This window comes from Streptomyces sp. NPDC054932 (assembly GCF_053610205.1).
On sequence record NZ_JBSGXU010000024.1, the window covers coordinates 32165 to 54277 of the forward strand.

Below are 22113 nucleotides of genomic sequence, written 5' to 3' on the forward strand. Positions count from 1 at the left end.
AAGCGCCAAACCCAAGGTGCTGACACCTCCGCAACTCCGCGCCCACACTGACCTCAACTGGGGTTCGCACGCTCCCATGCTTCGCGGATGTCTGCGGGGATCCGGCCTCGGAAAGGGACCTGGTATCCGTTGGCGCGTGCCCATTCACGGATGGTATTGAGGTCGACGCGTGGCCTGTCTGGCGTCTGCGTGGGCCGGTAGCCGGTGGGGATGGAGGAAGCGAAGTCGGTCTGTCCCTCCAGAAGATCGTCGGGAAATTGGGGAACGTTCGTCTGCCCGCTGAGGACGCTGGTGAGAAACTCGGTCAGGCCTCCGTCAAAGGTGAACCAGCGGGGCCCGCGGGCTTCGTTCACGGCGATGCGCCAGGTGTCGGGGGCGTCGTGGGGGTCGGTAATCCAGAACAGGTACTCGCCGTTGTCGGTGACGCCGATGGCGAACATGTGCCGCGGATCATATGGGACCGGATGTGTGCCCTGGTCGTAGTCCCGCTGAAGGTGGGCCCGGATCCGGGCGGGCATCGGACCGGTGATGTCGACATACTCGGTGATGCCGGCTGGCTGGTAGACGCTCAGATAGTCGTAGAACCTTCCTGGGCCGTAGGCGGCGGCGAGCTGCTTGTAGTCCTGCGGAAGTCGCATGCCCAGAGTGGCTTCCACCGCGTCCCAATCGATCGCAGGGCGGGGGCCTGGCGGGGGTGGGCAAAGCTGAACGAGAGCGTCGATGTCGGTCACTGTATTCCTCGGCGGCGGCGCCGCTGCTGGTCAGCGTGGTCGGGGTTCTCAAGGTCCTCGCGGAGGCTGAAGGTGCCGTCGCCGTCAGCTTCCATCGTGATCCACTTGGGTACTGAGTCCTTGCGGTCGTCTGTGTACTCAAGGTAGACGCTGTACTGAACGATCTCTCCCGGGATGCCATCGGCAGGTTTGCCCTTCACAGCGTTGTAGATCGACTGTTCCAGGTCTCGCATGTCGGGGGAGTTGGTCGGGTCCTGGGTGATGGTGAACAGGTTGTCCAGATGCTTCCCGGTTCCGCCGAGCATGTTGGCCAGCATGTGACCTCGGGCCTGGTTGTAATCGGTGCCGTGAAGGAAGCCCGGTGGCTTGAGCCACTTCGCTGCGTCGGTGCCCTCGTCGAGCATGTCCCGGGTGATGGTCGCATGCATCTCGTAGGGACGGCCGTGCTCGTCTCGCACGAATACGACTTTCCCGCCCCAGGTGTGATCGGGCTCGCAGCCGGCCAGGCCCAGTGGGTCGGTCAGGGTGAAGGGGTTGGGAACGTAGCTGTAGTGGTTGACTGCCGGAGCCAGGCCGAGCGGGTCAGGTGTGATGTACCGGCCCAGGTCCGGGTCGTAGTAGCGGTTGAAGTTGTAGTGGAGTCCGGTCTCCGCGTCAAAGTACTGGCCGGGGTAGCGCAGCGGGGTGTAGGCGGTGCTTCCCCGATTCCACTGAGTGGCGCCCCACGCCGTACTGCGTGTGCGCCAGCTGACCTGGCCGTCAGCTGAAACCAGCTCGCTGGGACTGCCCGCCAAGTCGGTGACGATCGCGAAGAACCGCCGGTCGATCTCCAGCTGCCCGGGGCCGGACTTGGACTCGCGCTGTGCCAGTGGGCGAAGTCCGACGTAGTCCCAGACGAGGGTCGTGGCGCCTGTGCGCTCCTCTGCGAGCTGCGAGCCGTCCCAGCAGTACGAGGATTCCTCTGACAGACGACCGTCACCGTTCCAACGCTGCTTGGCAACACGTCGGCCGAGTGCGTCGTAGAGGTACCGCCAGGTAGCGCCGCCCGGGGCGCTGACGTGGGTGAGACGGTCTTCTGCGTCCCACTGGAAGTGCCACGTGACGGTCTTGCCGCTGAGCGTGCGGGTCTCGCGGCGGATCAACCGGCCCTGAGCGTCGTAGCTGTAGTGGGTGCGGCCGGCGCGGGTGATCCGGGTGCCTTCGTAGACACGTGCACCCGCGGTGTCCTGGCCGGGCGCGGCAGAGGGAAGAGCGGTATGGGTCTGGTCACCGGCCGTGTTGTACGCATATTGCTCGCTCCAGCCCTTTGCCTGGACGGCTGTGATCCGACTTGCCGTGTCGAGGGTGTAGGCACGGTGGCCGGCAAGGCTGTCGCTGACGGCCGTGGGTGCTCCGTCGGGCTGGTAGGTGAAGGACCGTTCCAGGATTTCGGAGTCTCGCATGCGCAGGGACTGCCGCGTCAGTCGGCCGACTGGGTCCCAGGTGTGGTGAAAGGTGAGGGCGTCGTCCAGGGTGCGTGTTGTTTCGCGGCCGAGCGCATCGCGGTGGAAGCGGAAGGTGTGCTCGCCGGTCGTGTAGGCAGCTAGCCCCTGTGAGGTGTACTCGAGGTGGCTCTCGGATCCCGAGGGGGTGCGCCGGTGCGTGCGGCGGCCGAGGGCGTCGTACCCGAATGCGAGGGAGCGACCGTTGACAGTCTCGGTGATGACCCGGCCGGCAGCATCCCGCTCCAGGGTGATCCGGCTGTGGGGGTTGTTGACCTCAGCTACGTGGCCCGCTTCGGTGTAAGTGAACGAAGAAACGGATCCGTCGTCGTGCAGGATTCGGCTGACCCGGCCCAGGGTGTCGCGTTCAAAGGTCAGGCTTTGACCTGCGGCGTTGGTCCGCCGGGTCAGGCGGCCCAGGGCGTCGTGCTGGTAGGAGAGGGTGCGGCCGTCGAAGTCCGTCTCGGCCACGAGCCGGCCGGCCGCGTCATAGCAGTACTCCCACTCCAGGCCCTGTGCGTTCGTGACCCTCGTCAGCCGCAACTCGGTGTCGTGGGTGTATTCGTAGTGACCTCCGTCCCCAGCAGTGGTTGTGGCGGCACGGTCGAAGTGGGTGACGGTGTGCGTGCTGGTGCGGCCCATGCGGTCGGTGTACGAGACGAGGTTTCCTTCCCCGTCCCATTCCCACTCTTCCCGGGAGCCGTCAGGTAGCTCACGCCATGCGGGCTTGCCCTCGATCGTCCAGGCCTGACGCAGGATCGCGCCCTCGGCGTCCGTGGCGGACGTGATGCGGCCGAAAGAGTCCCTTGTGAAGGTGGTGGTCGCACCATCCGGGGCGACGAGCATGAGAGGCAGACCAGCCTCGTTCGTCCTTACGCGGATCACATCGCCGACGGCGTTGCGAATGGAGGTCAGGTGCCCGCGGCTGCTGAACTCGTACTCCGTGCGCGCACCTGCCGCATCGACGGAGGCCGCGAGGTTACCTTGGGCGTCGTAGGCGTAGCGCTGCTGGGTCCCGCCCCGTTCGGTGATCTCCACCGGCAGGTGCAGGTCGTTATAGGAAGCTGTGGTGCGTATCCCGTCCGGTGCTATCAGGGCGACGAGGCTTCCCTGGCTGTCACGCTCGCATCGGGTGACAGCGCCCAGCGCGTCGGTCCGTGAGAGCAGCCGATCGGCGTTGTCGAACTCAAAATGAGTGGTCGCCCCGAGGGGATTTGTTTCCGCGATGACCTGGAAGGCGTCGTTGATGTGGAAGACCGTTGTGGCTCCGGTGGAGTCGGTGTACCGGGTGATCCGATGGCCGATCTCGGGATGTACCTCGTCGTAGGTGAACGACGAGGAGAGGAAACCTTCGGGGCCCACGGTTGCCGTGACCCGGCCGACGTCGTCGTAGACGTACCGGTAGGTGGAGCTGTTGCGGTCGGTCCACGACGTAACGCGATCGCTGGAGTCGTAGGCCAGTCGCAGTGGGAGGCCGGAGGAGTTGGCGATGGCGTCCAGGTTCCCGCGTCCGTCGTAGCCGTAGCTGCGGACTTCGGCCCAGCCCTCTGGTGTGCGGAGCTTAAGCGCCTGTATTCGGCCGGTGTCCGAGACAATCTGGACTGCGTAGCCGCTGTCGTGGCTGACCGCAGTGGGTGTTCCGTCCGGACGGCGTGTCAAGGTGATGCGGTTGTGGTTGCGGTCCTCGATGCTGCTCAGCCAGAACGCGGAGGAGGCGCGGTAGGGGCTGCCTGTGAAGCAGCGGGTCAGCCCGGTACGCGGATCAGTGATCGCATATGTGATCTCGTCCTCGTACTCGCCGTAGTGCGTAAGCGCCAGCTGGGGCCCTTCCAGCGGCATGACGGTCTCGCCTCCCGGCCGGGGCAGGCGAGGGTAGACGAGAAGTGAACCGTCCTCGCGGGCCCACACGGCGCCGACACCGGTTGGCTTTGGTGGCCTTGGTGAGGGCTGCCATTGCCTTGTCGGCGACGGGGTCGATGGCCTGGGCGATGGAGTCACGGCCGCGGGTTCGGCCGTGGTGGGACTTGGCCTTGGTCAGGTGGGTCGTGGTCTTGCCGTGGATGTTGGTGCTGACGGAGTTGAGGTTGGTGCCGGCGCGGGTGTGTTCGGAGTGTTCGATGTGGAGGTCGGTCAGGCCGGTGCCACCGCCTCCATTGCCGCCGCCGGCCGACGCGAGGTGGAGGGCTTCCTTGCCGGACTGGACGCCGTCCTTGAAGCCGTCCTTGCCCGCGTTCTTGGTCTGGTCGAGGTCGACGCCGTCCTGGAAGCCGAGTGCCATCGAGCCGAGCTGGACGACGAGGTCGGCGGCCATGCCCTCCAGGGCGGCGACGGCCGGTTCGGTCATCGCGGAGACGATGTAGCCGACGGCTTCCTCGACGCACTCCTTGATGAGGCGCTTGACGACCTCCTGCGTGGCGCGCATCGCGGCCGCGCCGAAGAGGGCGGACAGGCCCGCGGTGACGGGGATCAGGGAGAGCGCGATGCCGGCTTCGGCGGCAAGGTAGCCGAGCTGGACGAGAGCGGCGTACTTCATGGCCTCGACGGCGTCGGCCGCCATGTCCATCGCGCCCGCGATGGTGCGGGCAGCGTCCGCGATGTCCCTGAAATGCTTACCCTTGACCGTGTTCCAGTGCCGGTTCAGGGCCTCGATCGACTCGCCCTTGCTGGCGGAGAGGAGGCGTTCGACGTGGTTGTTGGCGAGCTGGCCGTCGTCGAGGAGGTCCTCGGCGAAGTCGCGGAGCGCGTTGGCCATCTCCCGGTAGGCGTCTTCGTCGACGTTCGGCCAGGCCACACCGATCAGGTCCAGCAGTGTGTCCGCCCAGTCGGGCACCGTGACAGCCACGTGAACCTCATCTCCGCGAGTCGAAAACGATCAAATGATCGAACAGTCCTACCACGTAATTGATCTGACGGATAATCCGCTTCCGCAAATTTCAGTCACACAGGGATGGGGTCGCAGCTGCATCCAGGGGGCAACATGCATGCACATCTCCACGAACGCGTATCGCGCATCGCCGGCGCCGCCAACCAACTGCGTACAGAGCACCGCCCACTGCAGACCCGCACGAGGCGTGGGCCGCAACTCCTCGAAGGGGTTGGCTCGACGGCCGTCCGATGAACGCGAGCACGCCCACGTCGCCCCGGCAAGTACGCCCCGGTCCTCCGCACCCCCAACACCGCCCCGCGCCACCCGCTCGACATAGCGGGCTGCACCTCCACCGATGGCTCGCGGCAGGTCGCGGCGGCCTCGAAGATGAACTTGCCGAAGCCTTCGTCGGGTCCTTCATGAACGCCTCGTACATGCGGGAGCCCGCCGTTCACCGTTGCCATGAGGCCGACCCCCATGCTCAGCAACCGCGTCTTGCACTCGGTCGGGTGCATGCGGTTGCAGGGGGCTTCCGGGTCGACGGCGCGGAAGGAGCTGATCGCTCCTGTGGCGCCCTGCACTATGCTCCCTCCGACGCGTTCGAGGTCCACCCCCGTGATCACGGGCCAGGATACGAACGTTTCCAGAGCAGGGTCAGCGGAGTAATGGCCGAAGGATTGGGCCATGCAGCCGCCGAAATAGACGAGGCCCGGGGAATACGATCACACCCGAATGCGGCTCCCGGCAAGGGCGGTCGTCGCCACCTACCAATGCGGCACTCCCCCAGCAGTGCCTGCGGTCAGCCCGATGTGACCGGAAGGACGTCCGGGGAGAGGGCGCTCGCGTGGGCCGCGGCCGAGGTCATGCGGCGGCGGTGGTGGCGGCGGCACAGGACCTCGTAGCCGATCTCCTCGGCCGGGCGGTTCACGTCGCCGACGACGACCTGCGCGCCCTCGACGACCATCTCCCCGCCCACCGTACGGGCGTTGTGCGTGGCCCGGGCCCCGCACCAGCACAGGGCCTCGACCTGGAGCTGCTCCAGCCGGTCCGCCAGCTCGATCAGGCGCTGGGAGCCGGGGAAGAGCTTGGTGCGGAAGTCCGTCGTGATGCCGAAGGCGAAGACGTCCATGTCGAGATCGTCGACGATGCGGGCCAACTGGTCGATCTGGTCAGGGGCCAGGAACTGGGCCTCGTCCACGATCACGTAGTCCGCCCTGCCGCCCGCCGAGAGCTGGGCAACCAGGTACGCGTACAGGTCCATGCCCTCACCGGCCTCGACCGCCTCCGTCACCAGGCCCAGGCGCGAGGACAGCTTGCCCTCGCCCGCCCGGTCGTCACGCGTGAAGATCACGCCCACCAGACCGCGCGCCGAGCGGTTGTGGGTGATCTGAAGAGCCAGGGTGCTCTTTCCGCAGTCCATCGTTCCGGAGAAGAACACCAGCTCGGGCATGGGAAGTACGGGACCTTTCGGGTCGTGGGCAGACGGTGGGCGGTGGGCAGTGGGCGGTGCGTGCTCAGTGGTCGGGAAGTGGGCCCGACGAGGGTCAGGTGCGGATTTCGAGCAGCGGGACGAGCTGCTCCGCCGCGGTCATGGAGCCGTGCATTCCGGCGAGGGCGGACTCGTTCGGCTCGTTGCGCGAGGCGGTGATCGCGACATCGGCCTGGGCGGCGGCGACCACATCGCCGATACGGCCGAGCACGCGCTCGTCGCACTCCCCCGGCGCGCCGAACCAGCCCAGTTCCAGGGCCTCTTCGCGGCTCGCGACCCAGAACCGGTCGCCGAGCACCTCGCGCCACACGGTCAGTACGTCGGCCTGCGCGCCCGGCACCGCGTACGCGTGCCGGGCCCGGCCCTCGCCGCCCAGCAGGGCGACGCCGGCGCTCAGCTCCCAGTCCTCGTCGAAGTCGATGCGGGAGTCCTCGTCGAAGGGGACGTCGACCATGCCGTGGTCCGCGGTCACGTACAGGGCCGTGCGCGCGGGCAGCTGCTCGGCGAGCCGCTGGACCAGCCGGTCCACGTACATCAGCTGGCCGCGCCAGACGTCGGAGTCCACACCGTGGCGGTGTCCGGCCCCGTCGAGCTCGCTGTAGTACGTGTAGACGAGCGAGCGGTCACCGGCCGCGAGGCGCTCGGCCGCCAGGTCCATCCGCTCCTCGCCGGTCATCCGGCCGAGGAAGGTGCCGCCGCTCAGCGCGATCTTGGTGAGCGGGGTGGTCTGGAAGGCGGGCGAGGAGACCTGGGCGGTCGCCACACCGGCCTTGTCGGCCTGCTGGAAGACGGTCGGGTACGGCTGCCAGGGCTTCGGCGGGGTCCACGGGTGCCAGCGGAGCTGGTTCATCAGCTCGCCGGTGGCCGGGTTGCGCACGGCGTAGCCGGGCAGGCCGTGGCGGGCCGGCGGCAGACCGGTGCCGACGGAGGCCAGCGAGGTGGCGGTGGTCGCCGGGAAGCCGGCGGTGATCGGGCGGCCGGTGCCGCCGCGCGAGCTGCCGAGCAGGGAGGTGAGGTACGGGGCCTCGTCCGGGTGGGCCTTGATCTGCTCCCAGCCCATGCCGTCGACCAGGAACACGCAGTTCCGGTCGGCCGGGGTCAGCTCGGTGATGGTGGCGGTGAAACCGGGGACGCCCTGGCCGGCCACGAGTGTGGGCAGCAGGTCGGCGAGCGACCCGGCGCCGTACTCCGGGACGGGGGCACCGGCCAGGTCCAGCAGCTCCGGCTCGGGCCACTCCTGCGCCGCGGAGTACGCCATCAGCGGGCGGGGGTGGAGGTGGACGTCGCCGCTGTGGCCTCGGAGAGTGCCTGCGCGAAGACCAGGGTCTGGCGCACCGCCTCCGGGCCGTCGCCGGCCTCGCTGACGCGCAGGCTGAGGTCGTCGGCGGTGGAGTTGCCGGTGTAGCCGTGGTCGGAGTCGCAGTTCGGGTCGCCGCACGCGGCCGGCTCCAGGTCGATCCGGGAGACGGCGCCCCAGCCGATGGTCAGGACGACCTCGCGGGGCAGGGTGCCGGGGGTGTAGGACTCCGGGTTGGCGACGACGCGGCTGAGCACCACCGAGGAGATGCTGGAGAGCTTGACCGACTCGGTGGAGGTGGTCGCGTACGGGGAGGGGGACCCGGCGTCGGCGGCCTGCTCGTCGGTGTGACTGACGATGAACCGGTTGCCGGTCAGGACCAGCACGGTGACGTGACGGCGCACCTCGTTGGAGTCGAAGGTCGTCTCCTGGTGGACCAGGTACGACGAAATCGGCTCGCCGCCCACCGCGGCCTCCACGGCCTCGGCCACGAGGGCCGGGTAGTAGCCGCTGCGCTCGATCGCCGTGCGCAGCCCCTGGGTCGTCGTACCGGATTTCGCCATGAGGTCCATCCTAAGGCCCGTGCGGGGCCCTCAGGCCGCGCCGTACCCGGTCAGTAACTGGGGAGGGTCCGCGGGCCGAGATCACCGCGGGCGGGCGGGTGGGCGACGCGGACGGTGGCGCTGAGCACGGAGATGCCCTCGGCGGCCACGACCACCGGCTCCAGGGAGACGCCGATCACCTCGGGGTGGTCGTCCACCAGGCGCGACAGCCGCAGCAGCAGTTCCTCCAGGGCGGCTGTGTCCACGGGGTCACTGCCGCGCCAGCCGAAGAGAAGGGGTGCGGTCCGGATGGACCGGATCAGTCCGGCGGCGTCCCGGTCGGTGGCCGGGACGAGCCGGTGGGCGGTGTCGCCGAGCAGCTCGGAGGCGACGCCGGCGAGACCGAAGGAGAGGACGGCGCCCGCGGCCGGGTCGATGACGGAGCGGACGACGGTGTCGACCCCGCGCGGCACCATGGCCTGCACCACGGGCTGGAGCTCGGCCGGCTTGCCGAGCGCGTCGGTGAGCTCCTCGTACGAGCGCCTCAGCTCGGCCTCGTTCGTGAGGTCGAGCCGTACGCCGCCCAGGTCGGCGCGGTGGCGCAGATGCGGGGCGGTGGTCTTCAGCGCCACCGGGTAACCCAGGACCCCGGCGGCCCGGACCGCCGCGTCCGCGCTCGGCGCGGGCAGGACGGGCAGGACCCGGATGCCGTAGCGGGCGAGCAGCTCGCGCGCGTCCCAGTCGGTCAGGGTCGGCGCGGCCCCGTCGTCGACCTCCGCCAGCAGCCCGGCCAGCTGCGCCGCGGCCCCGGCCTCGTCGATGTCCTCGTACTCGGGAACCTGGCCGGCCTCGGTGGTGGCCCGGCGCCACTGCCCGTACCGGACGGCCTCGGCGACGGCCTTGACCGCCCGCTCGGCGGCGGGGTAGCCGGGGATGCTGTCGCCCGCGGCGGCGTACAGCTGCGCGGGAATCGGAACCGGGGCGGGCTCGGTGGTCCGGCTGGGGGCGGGGCGCGGGCCGCCGCGCACGGCGGACAGGGCCTCGACGAGCTCGCTCAGCTCCACGTGCACCACGACCACGGGCTTGCCGGGACATTCGGCGACCGCCTCGCGCAGCGCACCGGCCAGGTCGTCGGCGGGCGCTTCCTCGCTCACCCAGGGGATGGCCGTGACCACCACCGCGTCGCAGTCCTCGGAGCGGAGCGCGTCGGTCAGGGCGGCGCGGAAGTCCGCCGGCGAGGCGGCCGTGGTCAGGTCCAGCGGCGGCAGCGGCAGCAGCCCCTGGGTGAGGCAGGCGTCGTAGGTGAGGATCCCGAGCGATTCGGAGTTGCCGAGGATCGCGATCCTCGGCCCGGCGGGCAGCGGTTGCGCGGCGAGCAGGAGACCGACGTCCACCAGCTCGGTGACGGTGTCGACGCGGATGACGCCGGCCTGGCGCAGCAGGGCGGAGACGGTGGCCTCCGGCAGCCTGGTGTCGGGGACGACGTGCCCGGCCGGGCTGTGGCGGCCGCCCTTGGCGACGACCACCGGCTTGACGGCCGCCGTGCGGCGGGCGAGGCGGGTGAACTTCCTCGGGTTGCCAAGGGTTTCGAGGTAGAGCAGGGCGACGTCGGTCGCCTCGTCGTCGTACCAGTACTGGAGGATGTCGTTTCCGGAGACGTCGGCCCGGTTCCCCGCGGAGACGAAGGAGGACAGGCCCTCGCCGCGCCGGAGCAGGGCGGAGAGCAGGGCGATGCCGATCGCCCCGGACTGTGTGAACAGGCCGATCCGGCCGCGCGTCGGCATCGGCGCGGGGGTCAGCGAGGCGTTGAGTTCCACCTCCGGCGCGGTGTTGATCACCCCGTAGGCGTTCGGCCCGATCAGCCGCATGCCGTACGAGCGCACCTGGCGCACCAGTTCGCGCTGGCGGGCGAGTCCGGCCGGGCCGCTCTCTCCGTATCCGGCGGACAGGACGACGAGCCCCTGCACCCCGTGCTCGCCACAGGCGGCCACCGCGTCGGGGACCCGGTCGGCCGGGACGGCGATCACCGCGAGGTCGACGGGGGCGCCGATGGCCTCGATCGTGCGGTAGGCCCGTACGCCGTCGAGCAGGTCGCGGGTGACGGCCTCGTTGACGGCGTAGAGGTGGCCGTGGAAGCCGCTGTCGCGCAGGTTGCGCAGGGCGGCCGCGCCCACGCCCGCGCCGGAGCGGCTGACGCCGACGACGGCCACCGAGCCGGGGGCCAGCAGCCGCTGCACCGAGCGGGCCTCGGCGCGCTGTTCGCGGGCGCGCTGCACGGCGAGGGACTCGGCGGTGGGTTCGAGGTCGAGGGTGAGGTGGACGGAGCCGTCCTCGAAGCTGCGCTTCTGCTGGTAGCCGGCGTCCGTGAACACCTTGATCATCTTGATGTTGGCGGGCAGGACCTCGGCGGCGAACCGCCGGATGCCGCGCTCCCGGGCCACCGCGCCGATGTGTTCGAGGAGGGTGGAGGCGACCCCGCGGCCCTGGTGGGCGTCCTGGACGAGGAAGGCGACCTCGGCCTCGTCGGCGGGTCCGGAGGCGGGCCGGCCGTCGGCGCCGATGCGGTCGTAGCGGACGGTGCCGATGAACTCCCCGCCGATGGTCGCGGCGAGGCCGACCCGGTCCACGTAGTCGTGGTGCGTGAAGCGGCGCACGTCGCGGTCGGAGAGCCGGGGGTAGGGGGCGAAGAACCGGTAGTACTTCGACTCGTCCGAGACCTGCTCGTAGAAGCTGACGAGCCGGCCCGCGTCCTCGGTGGTGATGGGCCTGATCCGGGCGGTGCCGCCGTCGCGGAGGACGACATCGGCTTCCCAGTGGGCCGGGTACGAGGGGTCCGACTCGGTGGTCATGGGCCTACCTTACGGCCGGACCGGGGCGGAGAGCGCTCGCGCGGCGCATGAGGCATATCAGGGTGTACCAGGGCAAGCTGGGGAAGGTCGAACGGCGGAAAATTCAGGCCGGAGGTCGGTCCGAGCATTCCGGACGTCGTGAGAGACTGGTCTAGACAACCGTAAGAACCTGAAGGGCATCACCATGGCAGAGCGCCGCGTCAACGTCGGTTGGGCCGAGGGCCTGCACGCTCGTCCCGCCTCGATCTTCGTCCGTGCGACGACCGCTTCCGGCGTCCCGGTGACCATCGCGAAGTCCGGCGGCGACCCCGTCAACGCCGCCTCCATGCTGGCGGTCCTGGGTCTGGGCGCCCAGGGCGGCGAGGAGATCGTCCTCGCCTCCGAGGCCGAGGGTGCGGACGCCGCACTGGACCGCCTCGCGAAGCTGGTCGCCGAGGGTCTCGAGGAGCTCCCCGAGACCGTCTGACCCTTCGGGTTCGACCTCATGCACGAAGCCGCGGTTCCGGTGCACCGGGACCGCGGCTTCGTCGTTCGTGTGCGGGGCCTGTCGCGCGGCGCCGCATGCGCACGGGCTCGCCACGACCGCCGCGCCGGGCCGGGCCGTTGACGCACGGGCCTGACACCGGGCACCGGAGAGCTGGCGAGCGAACGGGCACGGCCGAGCGCTGCGGGCGAGGCCGGGACCGGGGCCGGGGCCGGAGCCGGGCTCTGCGAGGCCTTCCGGCGTTGCCCGCCTGCGCCGGGTGCGACCCGGCGCAGACCCCGTCCCACCCGGGCTCCCGGCAGCACGCAACGGCCCGGGGAGAAATCCCGCCCGGCAGAGAAAATGGCCCGCCGAAATCCGGCGCACGCCGAATTGAGCTCCGCAGGAATTCCGCACGGCGAATTGACCCGCACAGAGCGGACCGGGCGCCGGACAGTGAATTCGCGCGATCCCACCCTTTGTATACGGCTCCTGTTAATGCCGGCCGCTCGACATGTTTACGGCAGGTTGCGAAGTCCTCACCGCCTGGCGGAGCCGCAGCCGGTGCGCCCCCGCCACCCGGTCGGCGTGCACCGCGGTCAGCGCCCGCGCCCGCTCGGCGTCGCCGCGCGCCACCGCGTCCACGATCGCGCCGTGCTCCGCCCAGGAGTCCACGGGCCGGGCCGGCGCCTCCACCGCGTACATCCACGTGATCTTGTGCCGCATCTGGGTGAGCAGCGCGATCAGCCCGGGGCTGCCGGAGGCCTGTGCGAGCGTCTCGTGGAACCAGCCGCCCAGGGACCGCAGGTCCTCCCCCTGGCCCCGCCTGGCCCGTTCCTGACCCAGCCTGACCAGTCCGCGCAGCACCTTGAGGTGTGCGTCGGTGCGCCGCCGGGCGGCTCTGGCGGCCGCCAGGGGCTCCAGGAGCATCCGCATCTCCAGCAGGTCCGCGGCCTCCTGCTCGGTCGGCTCCGCCACGCAGGCCCCCGCATGGCGCCGCGTGGTCACGAATCCCTCGGACTCCAGGGTCCGCAGGGCCTCGCGGACCGGGACGCGCGAGACCCCGTACCGGCGGGCCAGCACCTCCTCGGTCAGCCGGCCGCCCGGCTCGAACACCCCGGAGACGATGTCGTCGCGGATTGCTGTGCATACCGCGTGCGCAGGAATACGCAAGACCGAACCTCCGCCTATTTCCGACTGCCAGCCTCATTGCACGCACATGCGCGTGCTGCGACTCTATTGCAACACACGATAATTTCCGAGAGCGGCCGGAAATCCGAAACATTTGCACAAGAGCGCAACACAAAGGCCCCGGCTCGGGGAGCCGGGGCCTTCGGTGAAGCGGTGCGGTGCGGGGTCAGAGGCTGACACCGTGCGAGCGCAGGTACGCGATCGGGTCGATGTCCGAGCCGTACTGCGAGCCCGTGCGGGCCTCGAAGTGCAGGTGCGGGCCGCTGGAGTTGCCGGTGGAGCCCGACAGGCCGATCTGCTGGCCGGCGCTGACCTGCTGGCCGACTGAGACGCTCAGCGAGGTCATGTGCCCGTACTGGGTGTACGTGCCGTCGTTGTGCTTGATGACGACGTTGTTGCCGTACGCGCCACCCCAGCCGGCCTCGACGACGGTACCGATGCCCACCGCGTGGACCGAGGTGCCGGAGGCGGCGTGGAAGTCGATGCCCGTGTGGCTGCCGGAGGACCACATGCCGCCGCCCGCGTGGTACTGCGTGCTGACGTACGAGTCGTCGAGCGGGGCGACGAAGGTGTTGAGGCGCTTGCGCTCCTCCTCGCGGGCCGCACGCTCGGCGGCCTCGCGCTCGGCCTTGGCCTTGGCCTCGGCGAGGCGCTTGGCCTCCGCGGCCCGCTGCTTCGCGTCGGCCTCGGCCTGCGCCTTGACGGCGTCCTGCTCGGCGGCGCGGTGCTGGGACTCGGCCTGGGCGTTGATGTCACCTGCGAGGTCCTCGGCGACGACCACGGCACCCAGCCCGTTCTCCGGGGCGGAGCTGCTGTGGTTGTCCGCGGCGAAGGCCGGGGCGGCGAGGGAGCCGACCACACCCGTGGTGGCGATCGCGGCGATACCGGCGTAACCGGCGGTCTTCTTGCTCAGACGGCTGGAGCCACGGTGCTTACCGGTACCAGCGGGACGACTGCCAAACGCCATGAAGGGTTTGATCCTTTCCTTCCTTCTCGCCTACCGGGTTAGCTGACGGGTTCGGAGCAGGAAGGTCTCCTACGGGCCTCCTCTTGCGAGGGGGTCCGATTCACCCCAGGGACTCATGTGGGTCCCCGGCTCCCCAGGCTCGCGCCTGACGGGGACTCGGCGATCGCTGTCCGGTGCCGCGGGTGCGGCGGGCACAACTGACGGGCAGCACGGCCGACGCTAGGCGGATCATCAGTCAATCGCCAAACAGACGCGGCTTTTTGTTGCGTACGCCACACCGCATACAAGCAACCTCACCACTAAACGGACAAAAGGGGTTCCGGTGACCAAGTCACCAGAACCCCTTGCTGAAACCTTCAGCCGGCCATCGATCGGCCGTCACCCGGCCGTCAGTTGGAGACGACCGTGACCTCCCCGATCCCGAGCGCCCGCACGGGCTCCTCGATGAGCGTCGCGTCGCCCACCAGGACGGTGACCAGCCGGTCCGCCGGGAAGGCCTTCACGACCGCCGTGGTCGCCTCCACCGTGCCGGTCTCGGCCAGCCGGGCGTACAACTGCGCCTGGTAGTCGTCCGGCAGCTCCTGCTCGACCTGGTCGGCGAGGGTGCCCGCGACCGAGGCCGCCGTCTCGAACTTCAGCGGTGCCACGCCCACCAAGTTCTGCACGGCGACGTCGCGTTCGGCGTCGGTCAGACCGCCCGCCGCGAGGGTGTGCAGGACCTTCCAGAGGTCCTCCAGGGCCGGGCCCGTGTTGGGGGTGTCCACCGAGCCGCTGATGGCGAGCATCGAGGCGCCCTTGCCGTCCGCGGTGGAGCGCAGCACCTGCCCGAAGGCGCGCACGCCGTAGGTGTACCCCTTCTCCTCGCGCAGCACCTTGTCCAGGCGCGAGGTGAGGGTGCCGCCCAGGCAGTAGGTGCCCAGCACCTGGGCCGCCCACACCCGGTCGTGGCGGTCCGCCCCGATCCGGCCGATCAGCAGCTGCGTCTGGACCGCGCCGGGCCGGTCCACGATGACCACGCGGCCGGTGTCGTCCGCGGTCACCGGCGGCACCGGAAGGGCCGCGGCGGTGTTGCCCGTCCACGCGCCCAGGGTGTCCGCCAGCACGGCGTCCAGGTCGATGCCGGTCAGGTCACCGACGACCACCGCGGTGGCGGTGGCGGGGCGTACGTGGGCCTCGTAGAAGGCGCGCACGGCGGCGGAGTCGATCCGGGCGACCGTCTCCTCCGTCCCCTGGCGCGGCCGGGACATCCGCAGGTCGGCCGGGAAGAGCTCCTTGGAGAGCTGCTTGGCGGCGCGGCGCTGCGGGTTGGCCAGCTCGTGCGGGATCTCGTCGAGCCGGTTGCGCACCAGCCGGTCGACCTCGGCGTCGGCGAAGGCGGGGGCGCGCAGCGCCTCGGCGAGCAGGCCCAGCGCCTTGGGCAGCCGGGACGCCGGAACCTCCAGCGAGACCCGGATGCCCGGGTGGTCGGCGTGCGCGTCGAGGGTGGCGCCGCAGCGCTCCAGCTCGGCCGCGAACTCCTCGGCGGAGTGCTTGTCGGTGCCCTCGGAGAGCGCCCGGGCCATGATGGTCGCCACGCCGTCCAGGCCCGCGGGCTCGGCGTCGAGCGGGGCGGCGAGGTTGACCTCGACCGCCACGACCTGCTGGCCCGGCCGGTGGCAGCGCAGCAGGGTCAGCCCGTTGGACAGCTGCCCGCGGTCGGGGGCCGGGAAGGCCCACGGCTGCGGCTCGCCGGCCTGCGGCTGCGGGTGGAAGGTCATCGTGACGGCTGCGGTGTCGCTCACTGCTCCGCCCCCTCGTTCTCGTCGGACTCGTCGTGCTGGTCGGACTCGTCGGCTGCGATCGGCTCGTACACGAGCACCGCGCGGTTGTCCGGGCGCAGTCGGGCCGCGGCCACGGCCTGCACCTCCTCGGCGGTGACGTCGAGGACGCGCTGGACGGCGGTCAGCGCCAGCTGGGGGTCGCCGAACAGGACCGCGAAGCGGCACAGTTCGTCGGCACGTCCGGCCACCGTGCTCAGCCGGTCCAGCCACTCGCGCTCCAGCTGCGCCTGTGCGCGCTCCATCTCCTCGGCCGTCGGGCCCTCGGCGGCGAACCGCGCGAGCTCCTCGTCCACGGCCGCCTCGATGGCGGGGATCTCGACCCCGCTGGAGGTCTTGACGTCCAGCCAGCCCAGGGAGGGCGCCCCGGCCAGGCGCAGCATGCCGAAGCCGGCCGCGACGGCCGTCTGGTCGCGGCGTACCAGCCGGTTGTGCAGCAGGGAGGATTCCCCGCCGCCCAGGATGGTCAGGGCTACATCGGCGGCGTCGCACTCACGGGTGCCGTCGTGCGGCAGCCGGTAGGCGGCCATCAGCGCACGCGCCGGGACCTCCTCGACGATCTCCTCGCGCAGCTGCTCCCCGATGATCTCGGGCAGCGAGCCGTCGCGGGGCGGCTGCTTGCCGTCGTGCGCGGGGATGGTGCCGAAGTACTTCTCCACCCAGGCGAGCGTCTGCTCGGGGTCGATGTCCCCGACGACCGAGAGCACCGCGTTGTTGGGCGCGTAGTACGTGCGGAAGAAGGTCCGCGCGTCCTCCAGGGAGGCGGCGTCCAGGTCGGCCATGGAGCCGATCGGGGTGTGGTGGTACGGGTGGCCCTCGGGGTAGGCGAGAGCGGTGAGCCGCTCGAAGGCGGTGCCGTACGGCACGTTGTCGTAGCGCTGGCGGCGCTCGTTCTTGACGACGTCGCGCTGGTTCTCCATGGACTCGTCGTCCAGGGCGGCCAGCAGGGACCCCATCCGGTCCGCCTCCAGCCAGAGCGCGAGCTCCAGCTGGTGGGTCGGCATCGTCTCGAAGTAGTTGGTGCGCTCGAAGCTGGTGGTGCCGTTGAGGGAACCGCCGGCTCCCTGGACCAGTTCGAAGTGCCCGTTGCCCGGTACGCTCGCCGATCCCTGGAACATCAGGTGCTCGAAGAGGTGAGCCAGGCCGGTACGCCCCTTGACTTCGTGACGGGAGCCGACGTCGTACCAGAGGCAGACCGCGGCGACCGGGGTCAGGTGGTCCTCGGACAGCACCACGCGCAGGCCGTTGGCCAGCCGGTGCTCGGTCGCTGTCAGGCCGCCGGAGCCGGCCTGGGCTGTGGCCGTGTGACCCATGGGCATGTGGTCCCTTCGATCGCGATGCAGAGATTTCTTATCGACCTGCCACTGTATGCAAGCGCGCCGACCGCCGGATAAGTTCCCGGGTCACTCCCCCGCACTCCGTCCGGGGGACCCCCGGGGTCGGAGTCGGCGTTGTCGGTGCGTCGGGCCACAATGGTCCGCGTCGTACCCTCGCCGGACACCACGAGACCGCCGGACCCCGTCCAACCCCGCCAGACCCGTCAGAACCAGCCAGACACCCAGCACACCCCATTTTGGTTAAGGAGCCGCGCAGCGATGGCCCGCCGCAGCACGAAGACCCCGCCGCCGGAGGATTTCGAGGAGAAGATCCTCGACATCGACGTCGTCGACGAAATGCAGGGCTCCTTCCTCGAGTACGCGTACTCGGTGATCTACTCCCGTGCCCTGCCCGACGCCCGGGACGGCATGAAGCCGGTGCACCGGCGCATCGTCTACCAGATGAACGAGATGGGCCTGCGCCCCGACCGCGGCTACGTGAAGTGCGCCCGTGTCGTCGGCGAGGTCATGGGCAAGCTCCACCCGCACGGTGACGCGTCCATCTACGACGCCCTCGTGCGCATGGCCCAGCCCTTCTCCATGCGGCTGCCGCTCGTCGACGGTCACGGCAACTTCGGCTCGCTCGGCAACGACGACCCGCCGGCCGCGATGCGTTACACCGAGTGCAAGATGGCCGACGCCACGTCACTCATGACGGAGTCGATCGACGAGGACACGGTCGACTTCACCGCCAACTACGACGGCCAGGAGCGGGAGCCGGTGGCCCTGCCCGCCGCGTACCCGAACCTGCTGGTCAACGGCGCGTCCGGGATCGCGGTCGGCATGGCCACCAACATGCCCCCGCACAACCTCGGCGAGGTCATCGCGGCCGCCCGCCACCTGATCCGCCACCCGCACGCGGACCTGGAGGCGCTGATGCGCTTCGTACCGGGTCCCGACCTGCCCACGGGCGGCCGGATCGTCGGCCTCTCGGGCATCAAGGACGCCTACGAGAACGGCCGCGGCACCTTCAAGATCCGCGCGACCGTGGCCGTGGAGGACGTGACGGCGCGCCGCAAGGGTCTGGTCGTCACCGAACTGCCCTTCACGGTCGGCCCCGAGAAGGTCATCGCGAAGATCAAGGACCTGGTCGGCTCGAAGAAGCTCCAGGGCATCGCCGACGTCAAGGACCTCACCGACCGCTCGCACGGCCTGCGCCTGGTCATCGAGATCAAGAACGGCTTCCACCCGGAGGCCGTGCTGGAGCAGCTCTACAAGCTGACGCCGATGGAGGAGTCCTTCGGCATCAACAACGTGGCGCTGGTGGACGGGCAGCCCCTGACGCTGGGCCTCAAGGAGCTGTTGGAGGTCTATCTCGACCACCGCTTCGAGGTCGTCCGGCGCCGCAGCGAGTTCCGCCGCACCAAGCGCCGCGACCGGCTGCACCTGGTCGAGGGCCTGCTGGTGGCGCTCCTCGACATCGACGAGGTCATCCGGCTCATCCGGGACAGCGACAACTCCGCGCAGGCCAAGTCCCGGCTGATGGAGCGGTTCTCGCTGAGCGAGATCCAGACCCAGTACATCCTGGACACCCCGCTGCGCCGGCTCACCCGGTTCGACCGGATCGAGCTGGAGTCCGAGCGCGACCGGCTGACGGGCGAGATCGACGAGCTGACCGGGATCCTGGAGTCGGACAGCGAGCTGCGCAAGCTGGTCTCCGCGGAACTGGCGGCGGTCGCGAAGAAGTTCGGCACCGAGCGGCGTACGGTGCTGCTGGAGTCCGCGGGCACCGCGGTGGCGGCGGTTCCGCTGGAGGTCGCGGACGACCCCTGCCGGGTGCTGCTGTCCTCGACGGGCCTGCTGGCCCGCACGGCCAACGGCGACGCGCTGCCGGAGGAGGAGGGCGGCGCCCGCGCCAAGCACGACCTGATCGTCTCGCAGGTCGCTGCGACCGCCCGCGCCGATGTCGGCGCGGTCACCTCGTACGGGCGCCTGCTGCGGCTGTCGGTGATCGACCTGCCGCAGCTGCCGGACACGCACGCCGCGCCGAACCTGGCGGGCGGCGCCCCGGTCTCGGAGTTCCTCTCCGGGCTGGAGGCGGACGAGAAGGTGATCTGCCTGACCTCGCTGGACGAGTCCTCGCAGGGTCTGGCGCTGGGCACCGAGCAGGGCGTGGTCAAGCGCGTCGTGCCGGACTACCCGGCGAACAAGGACGAGCTGGAGGTCATCACCCTCAAGGAGGGCGACCGGATCGTCGGCGCGGTCGAGCTGCGCACCGGTGAGGAGGACCTCGTCTTCATCACCGACGACGCCCAGCTGCTGCGCTACCCGGCGGGCCAGGTCCGCCCGCAGGGCCGCCCCGCGGGCGGTATGGCGGGCATCAAGCTCGCCGAGAACGCCAAGGTGATCCACTTCTCCGCCGTGGACCCGGCGCGGGACGCCGTGGTCTTCACGGTGGCGGGCTCGCACGGGACCCTGGACGACTCGGTGACGTCCGGGAAGCTGACCCCCTTCGACCAGTACCCGCGCAAGGGCCGCGCCACGGGCGGCGTGCGCTGCCAGCGGTTCCTGAAGGGCGAGGACGTCCTGGTCCTGGCCTGGGCGGGCGGCTCGCCCGCCCGCGCCGCGGCGGCGAACGGCACCCCGGCCGAACTCCCGGCCGTGGACCCGCGCCGGGACGGCTCGGGGGCGGCGCTGCCGGCGGCCGTCGCGGCGCTGGCGGGAGCCGCACTGTAGGACGCAGGAGGGCATTCGGGTGGTGCGACCCGGGGGACGTACCACCCGAATGCCGACTAGTGTTTTCCTCCTGGACGCGGTGGGGGGAGAACGCAGCTGATGAGCCGTCGAGCGGGCAGCGGACTGATCGGGAACTGGGCGGAGGCGCAGCGCCGGCAGCAACAGACCCAGCTGATCCAGCAGCGGGAGGCCGAGCGCCGGCAGCGCGCCCACGAACGGGACGCGAACCGGAGCCACCGTCAGTACCGCGAGGCGGAGGCCCTGCGGCGCACCGCGCAGCTCGACGCCGAGGTCGACGCCCTCAAGGGCCTGTTGGCCGCGGGCTGCCGGGCACCGGCGTTCCGGATATCCGCCCTGGCCCGGCCCGACCAGCTGCAGCCCTTCGACCCCGGTGCGCTGGCGCACCCGGTGCCGATGCCGCGCATCGAGGACTTCCAGCAGCAGAGCCGGGGCTGGACGCTCGGCTCGAACCACCGGGCGCAGGCGGAGCGGGAGGCGCACGCCCGGTACACCCAGGCCTGGCAGGCCGCGAACGCGGCGGAGGCGCAGCGCCGGCAGCAACTGGACGCGTACCGCCAGCAGTACGACCGGTGGGCGGCGGAGCAGCTCGCCGGGATGCGGACGCACAACGGCGGACTGACCGAGCTGGCCGACGCCCTGCGCGCGGGCGACGCGGAGGCGGCGGTGGAGTACTTCTCGGCCGCTCTCTACGCCTCGGGGGCCTGGCCCGAGGCACTGCCGAGGCAGGTGACGGCCGCGTACGACCCGGCCGCGCGCCAGCTGGTGCTGGACTGGGAGCTGCCCGGGTACGCGGTGGTGCCGGAGGCCCGCGCGGTGCAGTACCTGCCGAGCACGGACCAGGACAAGGTGAAGCCCCGCCCGGTCACGGAACGGCGGGCGCTGTACCGGGACCTGCTGGCGCAGTGCGTGCTGCTGGTGGTGCGCGAGCTGTACGCGGCGGACGAGTTCGGTGTACTGGATTCGGTCGTGGTCAACGGCTTCGTGGACTGCCACGATCCGGTGACGGGGCAGGAGGCGCGCTTCGTGCTCGCCACGGTGCCGGCGGCGCGCAGCGCTTTCGCCGGGCTGCGGCTGGAGCAGGTCAGCGCGGTGGACTGTCTGGTCTCGGGGCTGGGCGGGCAGCTGTCGGCGCGGCCGGACCTGCTGACGGCGGTGCGCCCCGGGCGCCGGCCCGACGAGGTCGGCGGGGACGTCGTCAGCCACGGCGGGCACGCGGACGAGGACGACCCGGATCTCTTCGCGATGGACCCGATCGCCTTCGAGAACCTGGTGGCGGAGCTCTTCCGGGCGATGGGCATGGAGGCGGTGACGACGCAACGGTCGGGCGACGGTGGCGTGGACGTGGAGGCGGTGGACCCGGCGCCGATCCGGGGCGGGCGGATCGTGGTGCAGGTCAAGCGCTACCGCAACACGGTGCCGCCGACGGCCGTGCGTGATCTGTACGGCACGGTCCAGGACAAGGGGGCGAACAAGGGGGTGCTGGTCACCACCGCGTCCTTCGGGCCGGGGTCGTACACCTTTGCCAACGGCAAGCCGCTGGAGTTGGTTCCCGGAACGGACCTGGTCGATCTGCTCCACCAGTACGGTCTTCGCGGCAGGCTCGGCAGCGGCGCCGCGCCCGCGCGGCAGGCGCCCGACCCGGCTCCCGCGACCGCTCCCGCGGCGGACCACAACGTGCTGGGCATGTCCTGGTCGGGTGCGGTCGCCCTGGACGTGTGCGCCCTCGTCTGCACGGGCAACCGGGTGCTGAGCGAGGACCACTTCGTCTTCTTCAACAACACCCGGACCCCGGACGGTTCGGTACGGTCCCGCGAGCACGCGGAGCCCGACAAGGCGGCCCTGGAGGTCTCCTTCGACGCGCTGCCCGCCTCCGCCGACCGCCTGGTCCTCGTGGCCGCGATCGATCCGGAGGTGGATCCCCACGCCGACCTCGCCGGGTTCACCGATGCGCACATCCGGCTGCTGTCCGCCGGGGGCGAGGAGCTCGGCCGGCTGGACGTCTCCGACGGTCGGGCCGGCGAGACCGCCCTGGTCCTCGGCTCGTTCCGGCGCCGCGCCAACGGGGACTGGGACTTCGTGATCGGCGGCAAGGGCTACCGCGGCGGCCTGGAGGCCCTCCTGGGCGAGTACGGCGTCGAGGTCGCCTAGGCCGTCTCTCTCGGATCTGCCCAGCAAGATCCGAAAGAGACGGCCTTAGGTCGTGTCCGCAAAGTCCCGTCTGCTCGGCGGGGCCTGGCACGCACGCCTGCCGCGTTGTCGTCGGTCGTCGATGCTCCGCATGGACTCCCTCCTCCGCCTTGCAATCGCACGCACCAGGCCCCGCCGAGCCCGCCCTCCGGGCGGACGA

Annotated in this window: 12 protein-coding genes, 1 pseudogene and 1 riboswitch; of the genes and pseudogenes, 3 read left to right on the top strand and 10 right to left on the bottom strand. The window is 70.6% G+C overall.

The features are described from left to right. Positions 1-53: 53 nt before the first annotated feature. From ACWGE1_RS09835 to ACWGE1_RS09860, 6 genes and pseudogenes are all read right to left on the bottom strand, one after another. The gene (locus tag ACWGE1_RS09835; protein WP_453420010.1) at positions 54-731 is read right to left on the bottom strand and encodes an Lsr2 family DNA-binding protein; all 678 of its coding nucleotides are present in this window, start codon (positions 729-731) and stop codon (positions 54-56) included. Next, positions 728-5054 (bottom strand): annotated as a pseudogene (locus ACWGE1_RS09840) (RHS repeat-associated core domain-containing protein). Before ACWGE1_RS09840 ends, ACWGE1_RS09835 begins: the two are co-directional and overlap by 4 nt. An 823-nt stretch (positions 5055-5877) precedes the next feature. Next, entirely contained in the window at positions 5878-6528 is a 651-nt protein-coding gene (locus tag ACWGE1_RS09845) for a thymidine kinase (protein ID WP_453420011.1), read from the bottom strand. Between the two features lie 94 nt (positions 6529-6622). Beyond that, complete coding sequence (locus ACWGE1_RS09850) at positions 6623-7825, bottom strand: alkaline phosphatase family protein (RefSeq protein WP_453420012.1); 1203 nt, start codon at positions 7823-7825, stop codon at positions 6623-6625. Continuing rightward, positions 7825-8427: a DUF5998 family protein gene (locus tag ACWGE1_RS09855; RefSeq protein ID WP_030385644.1), complete on the bottom strand. Its 603-nt coding sequence runs from the start codon at positions 8425-8427 to the stop codon at positions 7825-7827. Before ACWGE1_RS09855 ends, ACWGE1_RS09850 begins: the two co-directional genes overlap by 1 nt. 50 nt (positions 8428-8477) lie before the next feature. Then, positions 8478-11255, bottom strand: a complete 2778-nt coding sequence (locus tag ACWGE1_RS09860; protein WP_453420013.1) for a bifunctional acetate--CoA ligase family protein/GNAT family N-acetyltransferase — start codon at positions 11253-11255, stop codon at positions 8478-8480. A gap of 184 nt (positions 11256-11439) precedes the next feature. On the opposite strand from ACWGE1_RS09860, the gene ACWGE1_RS09865 reads away from it, so the two are divergent. Beyond that, positions 11440-11721, top strand: coding sequence for an HPr family phosphocarrier protein (locus tag ACWGE1_RS09865; RefSeq protein WP_030012489.1), 282 nt, complete (start codon positions 11440-11442; stop codon positions 11719-11721). Between the two features lie 492 nt (positions 11722-12213). Here ACWGE1_RS09865 and ACWGE1_RS09870 read toward each other — a convergent pair whose 3' ends face one another. The 4 genes from ACWGE1_RS09870 to ACWGE1_RS09885 all read right to left on the bottom strand — a co-directional run bounded on the left by ACWGE1_RS09870 (position 12214) and on the right by ACWGE1_RS09885 (position 17006). Next, positions 12214-12891 carry a GntR family transcriptional regulator gene (locus ACWGE1_RS09870; RefSeq protein ID WP_453420014.1) on the bottom strand — a complete coding sequence of 226 codons (678 nt, stop codon included), beginning with the start codon at positions 12889-12891 and terminating at the stop codon, positions 12214-12216. A 184-nt stretch (positions 12892-13075) separates the two neighbouring features. After that, a complete protein-coding gene (locus ACWGE1_RS09875; protein ID WP_453420015.1) occupies positions 13076-13876 on the bottom strand; it encodes a M23 family metallopeptidase in 801 nt (266 codons plus the stop codon). A 13-nt stretch (positions 13877-13889) separates the two neighbouring features. Further along, positions 13890-14048, bottom strand: a riboswitch (cyclic di-AMP (ydaO/yuaA leader). A 217-nt stretch (positions 14049-14265) separates the two neighbouring features. Further along, positions 14266-15633: a M16 family metallopeptidase gene (locus tag ACWGE1_RS09880; protein ID WP_453420031.1), complete on the bottom strand. Its 1368-nt coding sequence runs from the start codon at positions 15631-15633 to the stop codon at positions 14266-14268. Positions 15634-15653: 20 nt separating this feature from the next. Further along, positions 15654-17006, bottom strand: coding sequence for a M16 family metallopeptidase (locus tag ACWGE1_RS09885; protein WP_453420016.1), 1353 nt, complete (start codon positions 17004-17006; stop codon positions 15654-15656). A gap of 282 nt (positions 17007-17288) precedes the next feature. Here ACWGE1_RS09885 and ACWGE1_RS09890 point away from each other — a divergent pair, with 282 nt between their 5' ends. Together ACWGE1_RS09890 and ACWGE1_RS09895 are read left to right on the top strand one after the other, a co-directional pair. Further along, positions 17289-19745, top strand: a complete 2457-nt coding sequence (locus ACWGE1_RS09890; protein WP_453420017.1) for a DNA gyrase/topoisomerase IV subunit A — start codon at positions 17289-17291, stop codon at positions 19743-19745. A 99-nt stretch (positions 19746-19844) separates the two neighbouring features. Next, positions 19845-21914 (top strand): restriction endonuclease, encoded by a 2070-nt coding sequence (locus ACWGE1_RS09895; protein ID WP_453420018.1) that lies wholly within the window; start codon positions 19845-19847, stop codon positions 21912-21914. Positions 21915-22113: the final 199 nt, after the last annotated feature.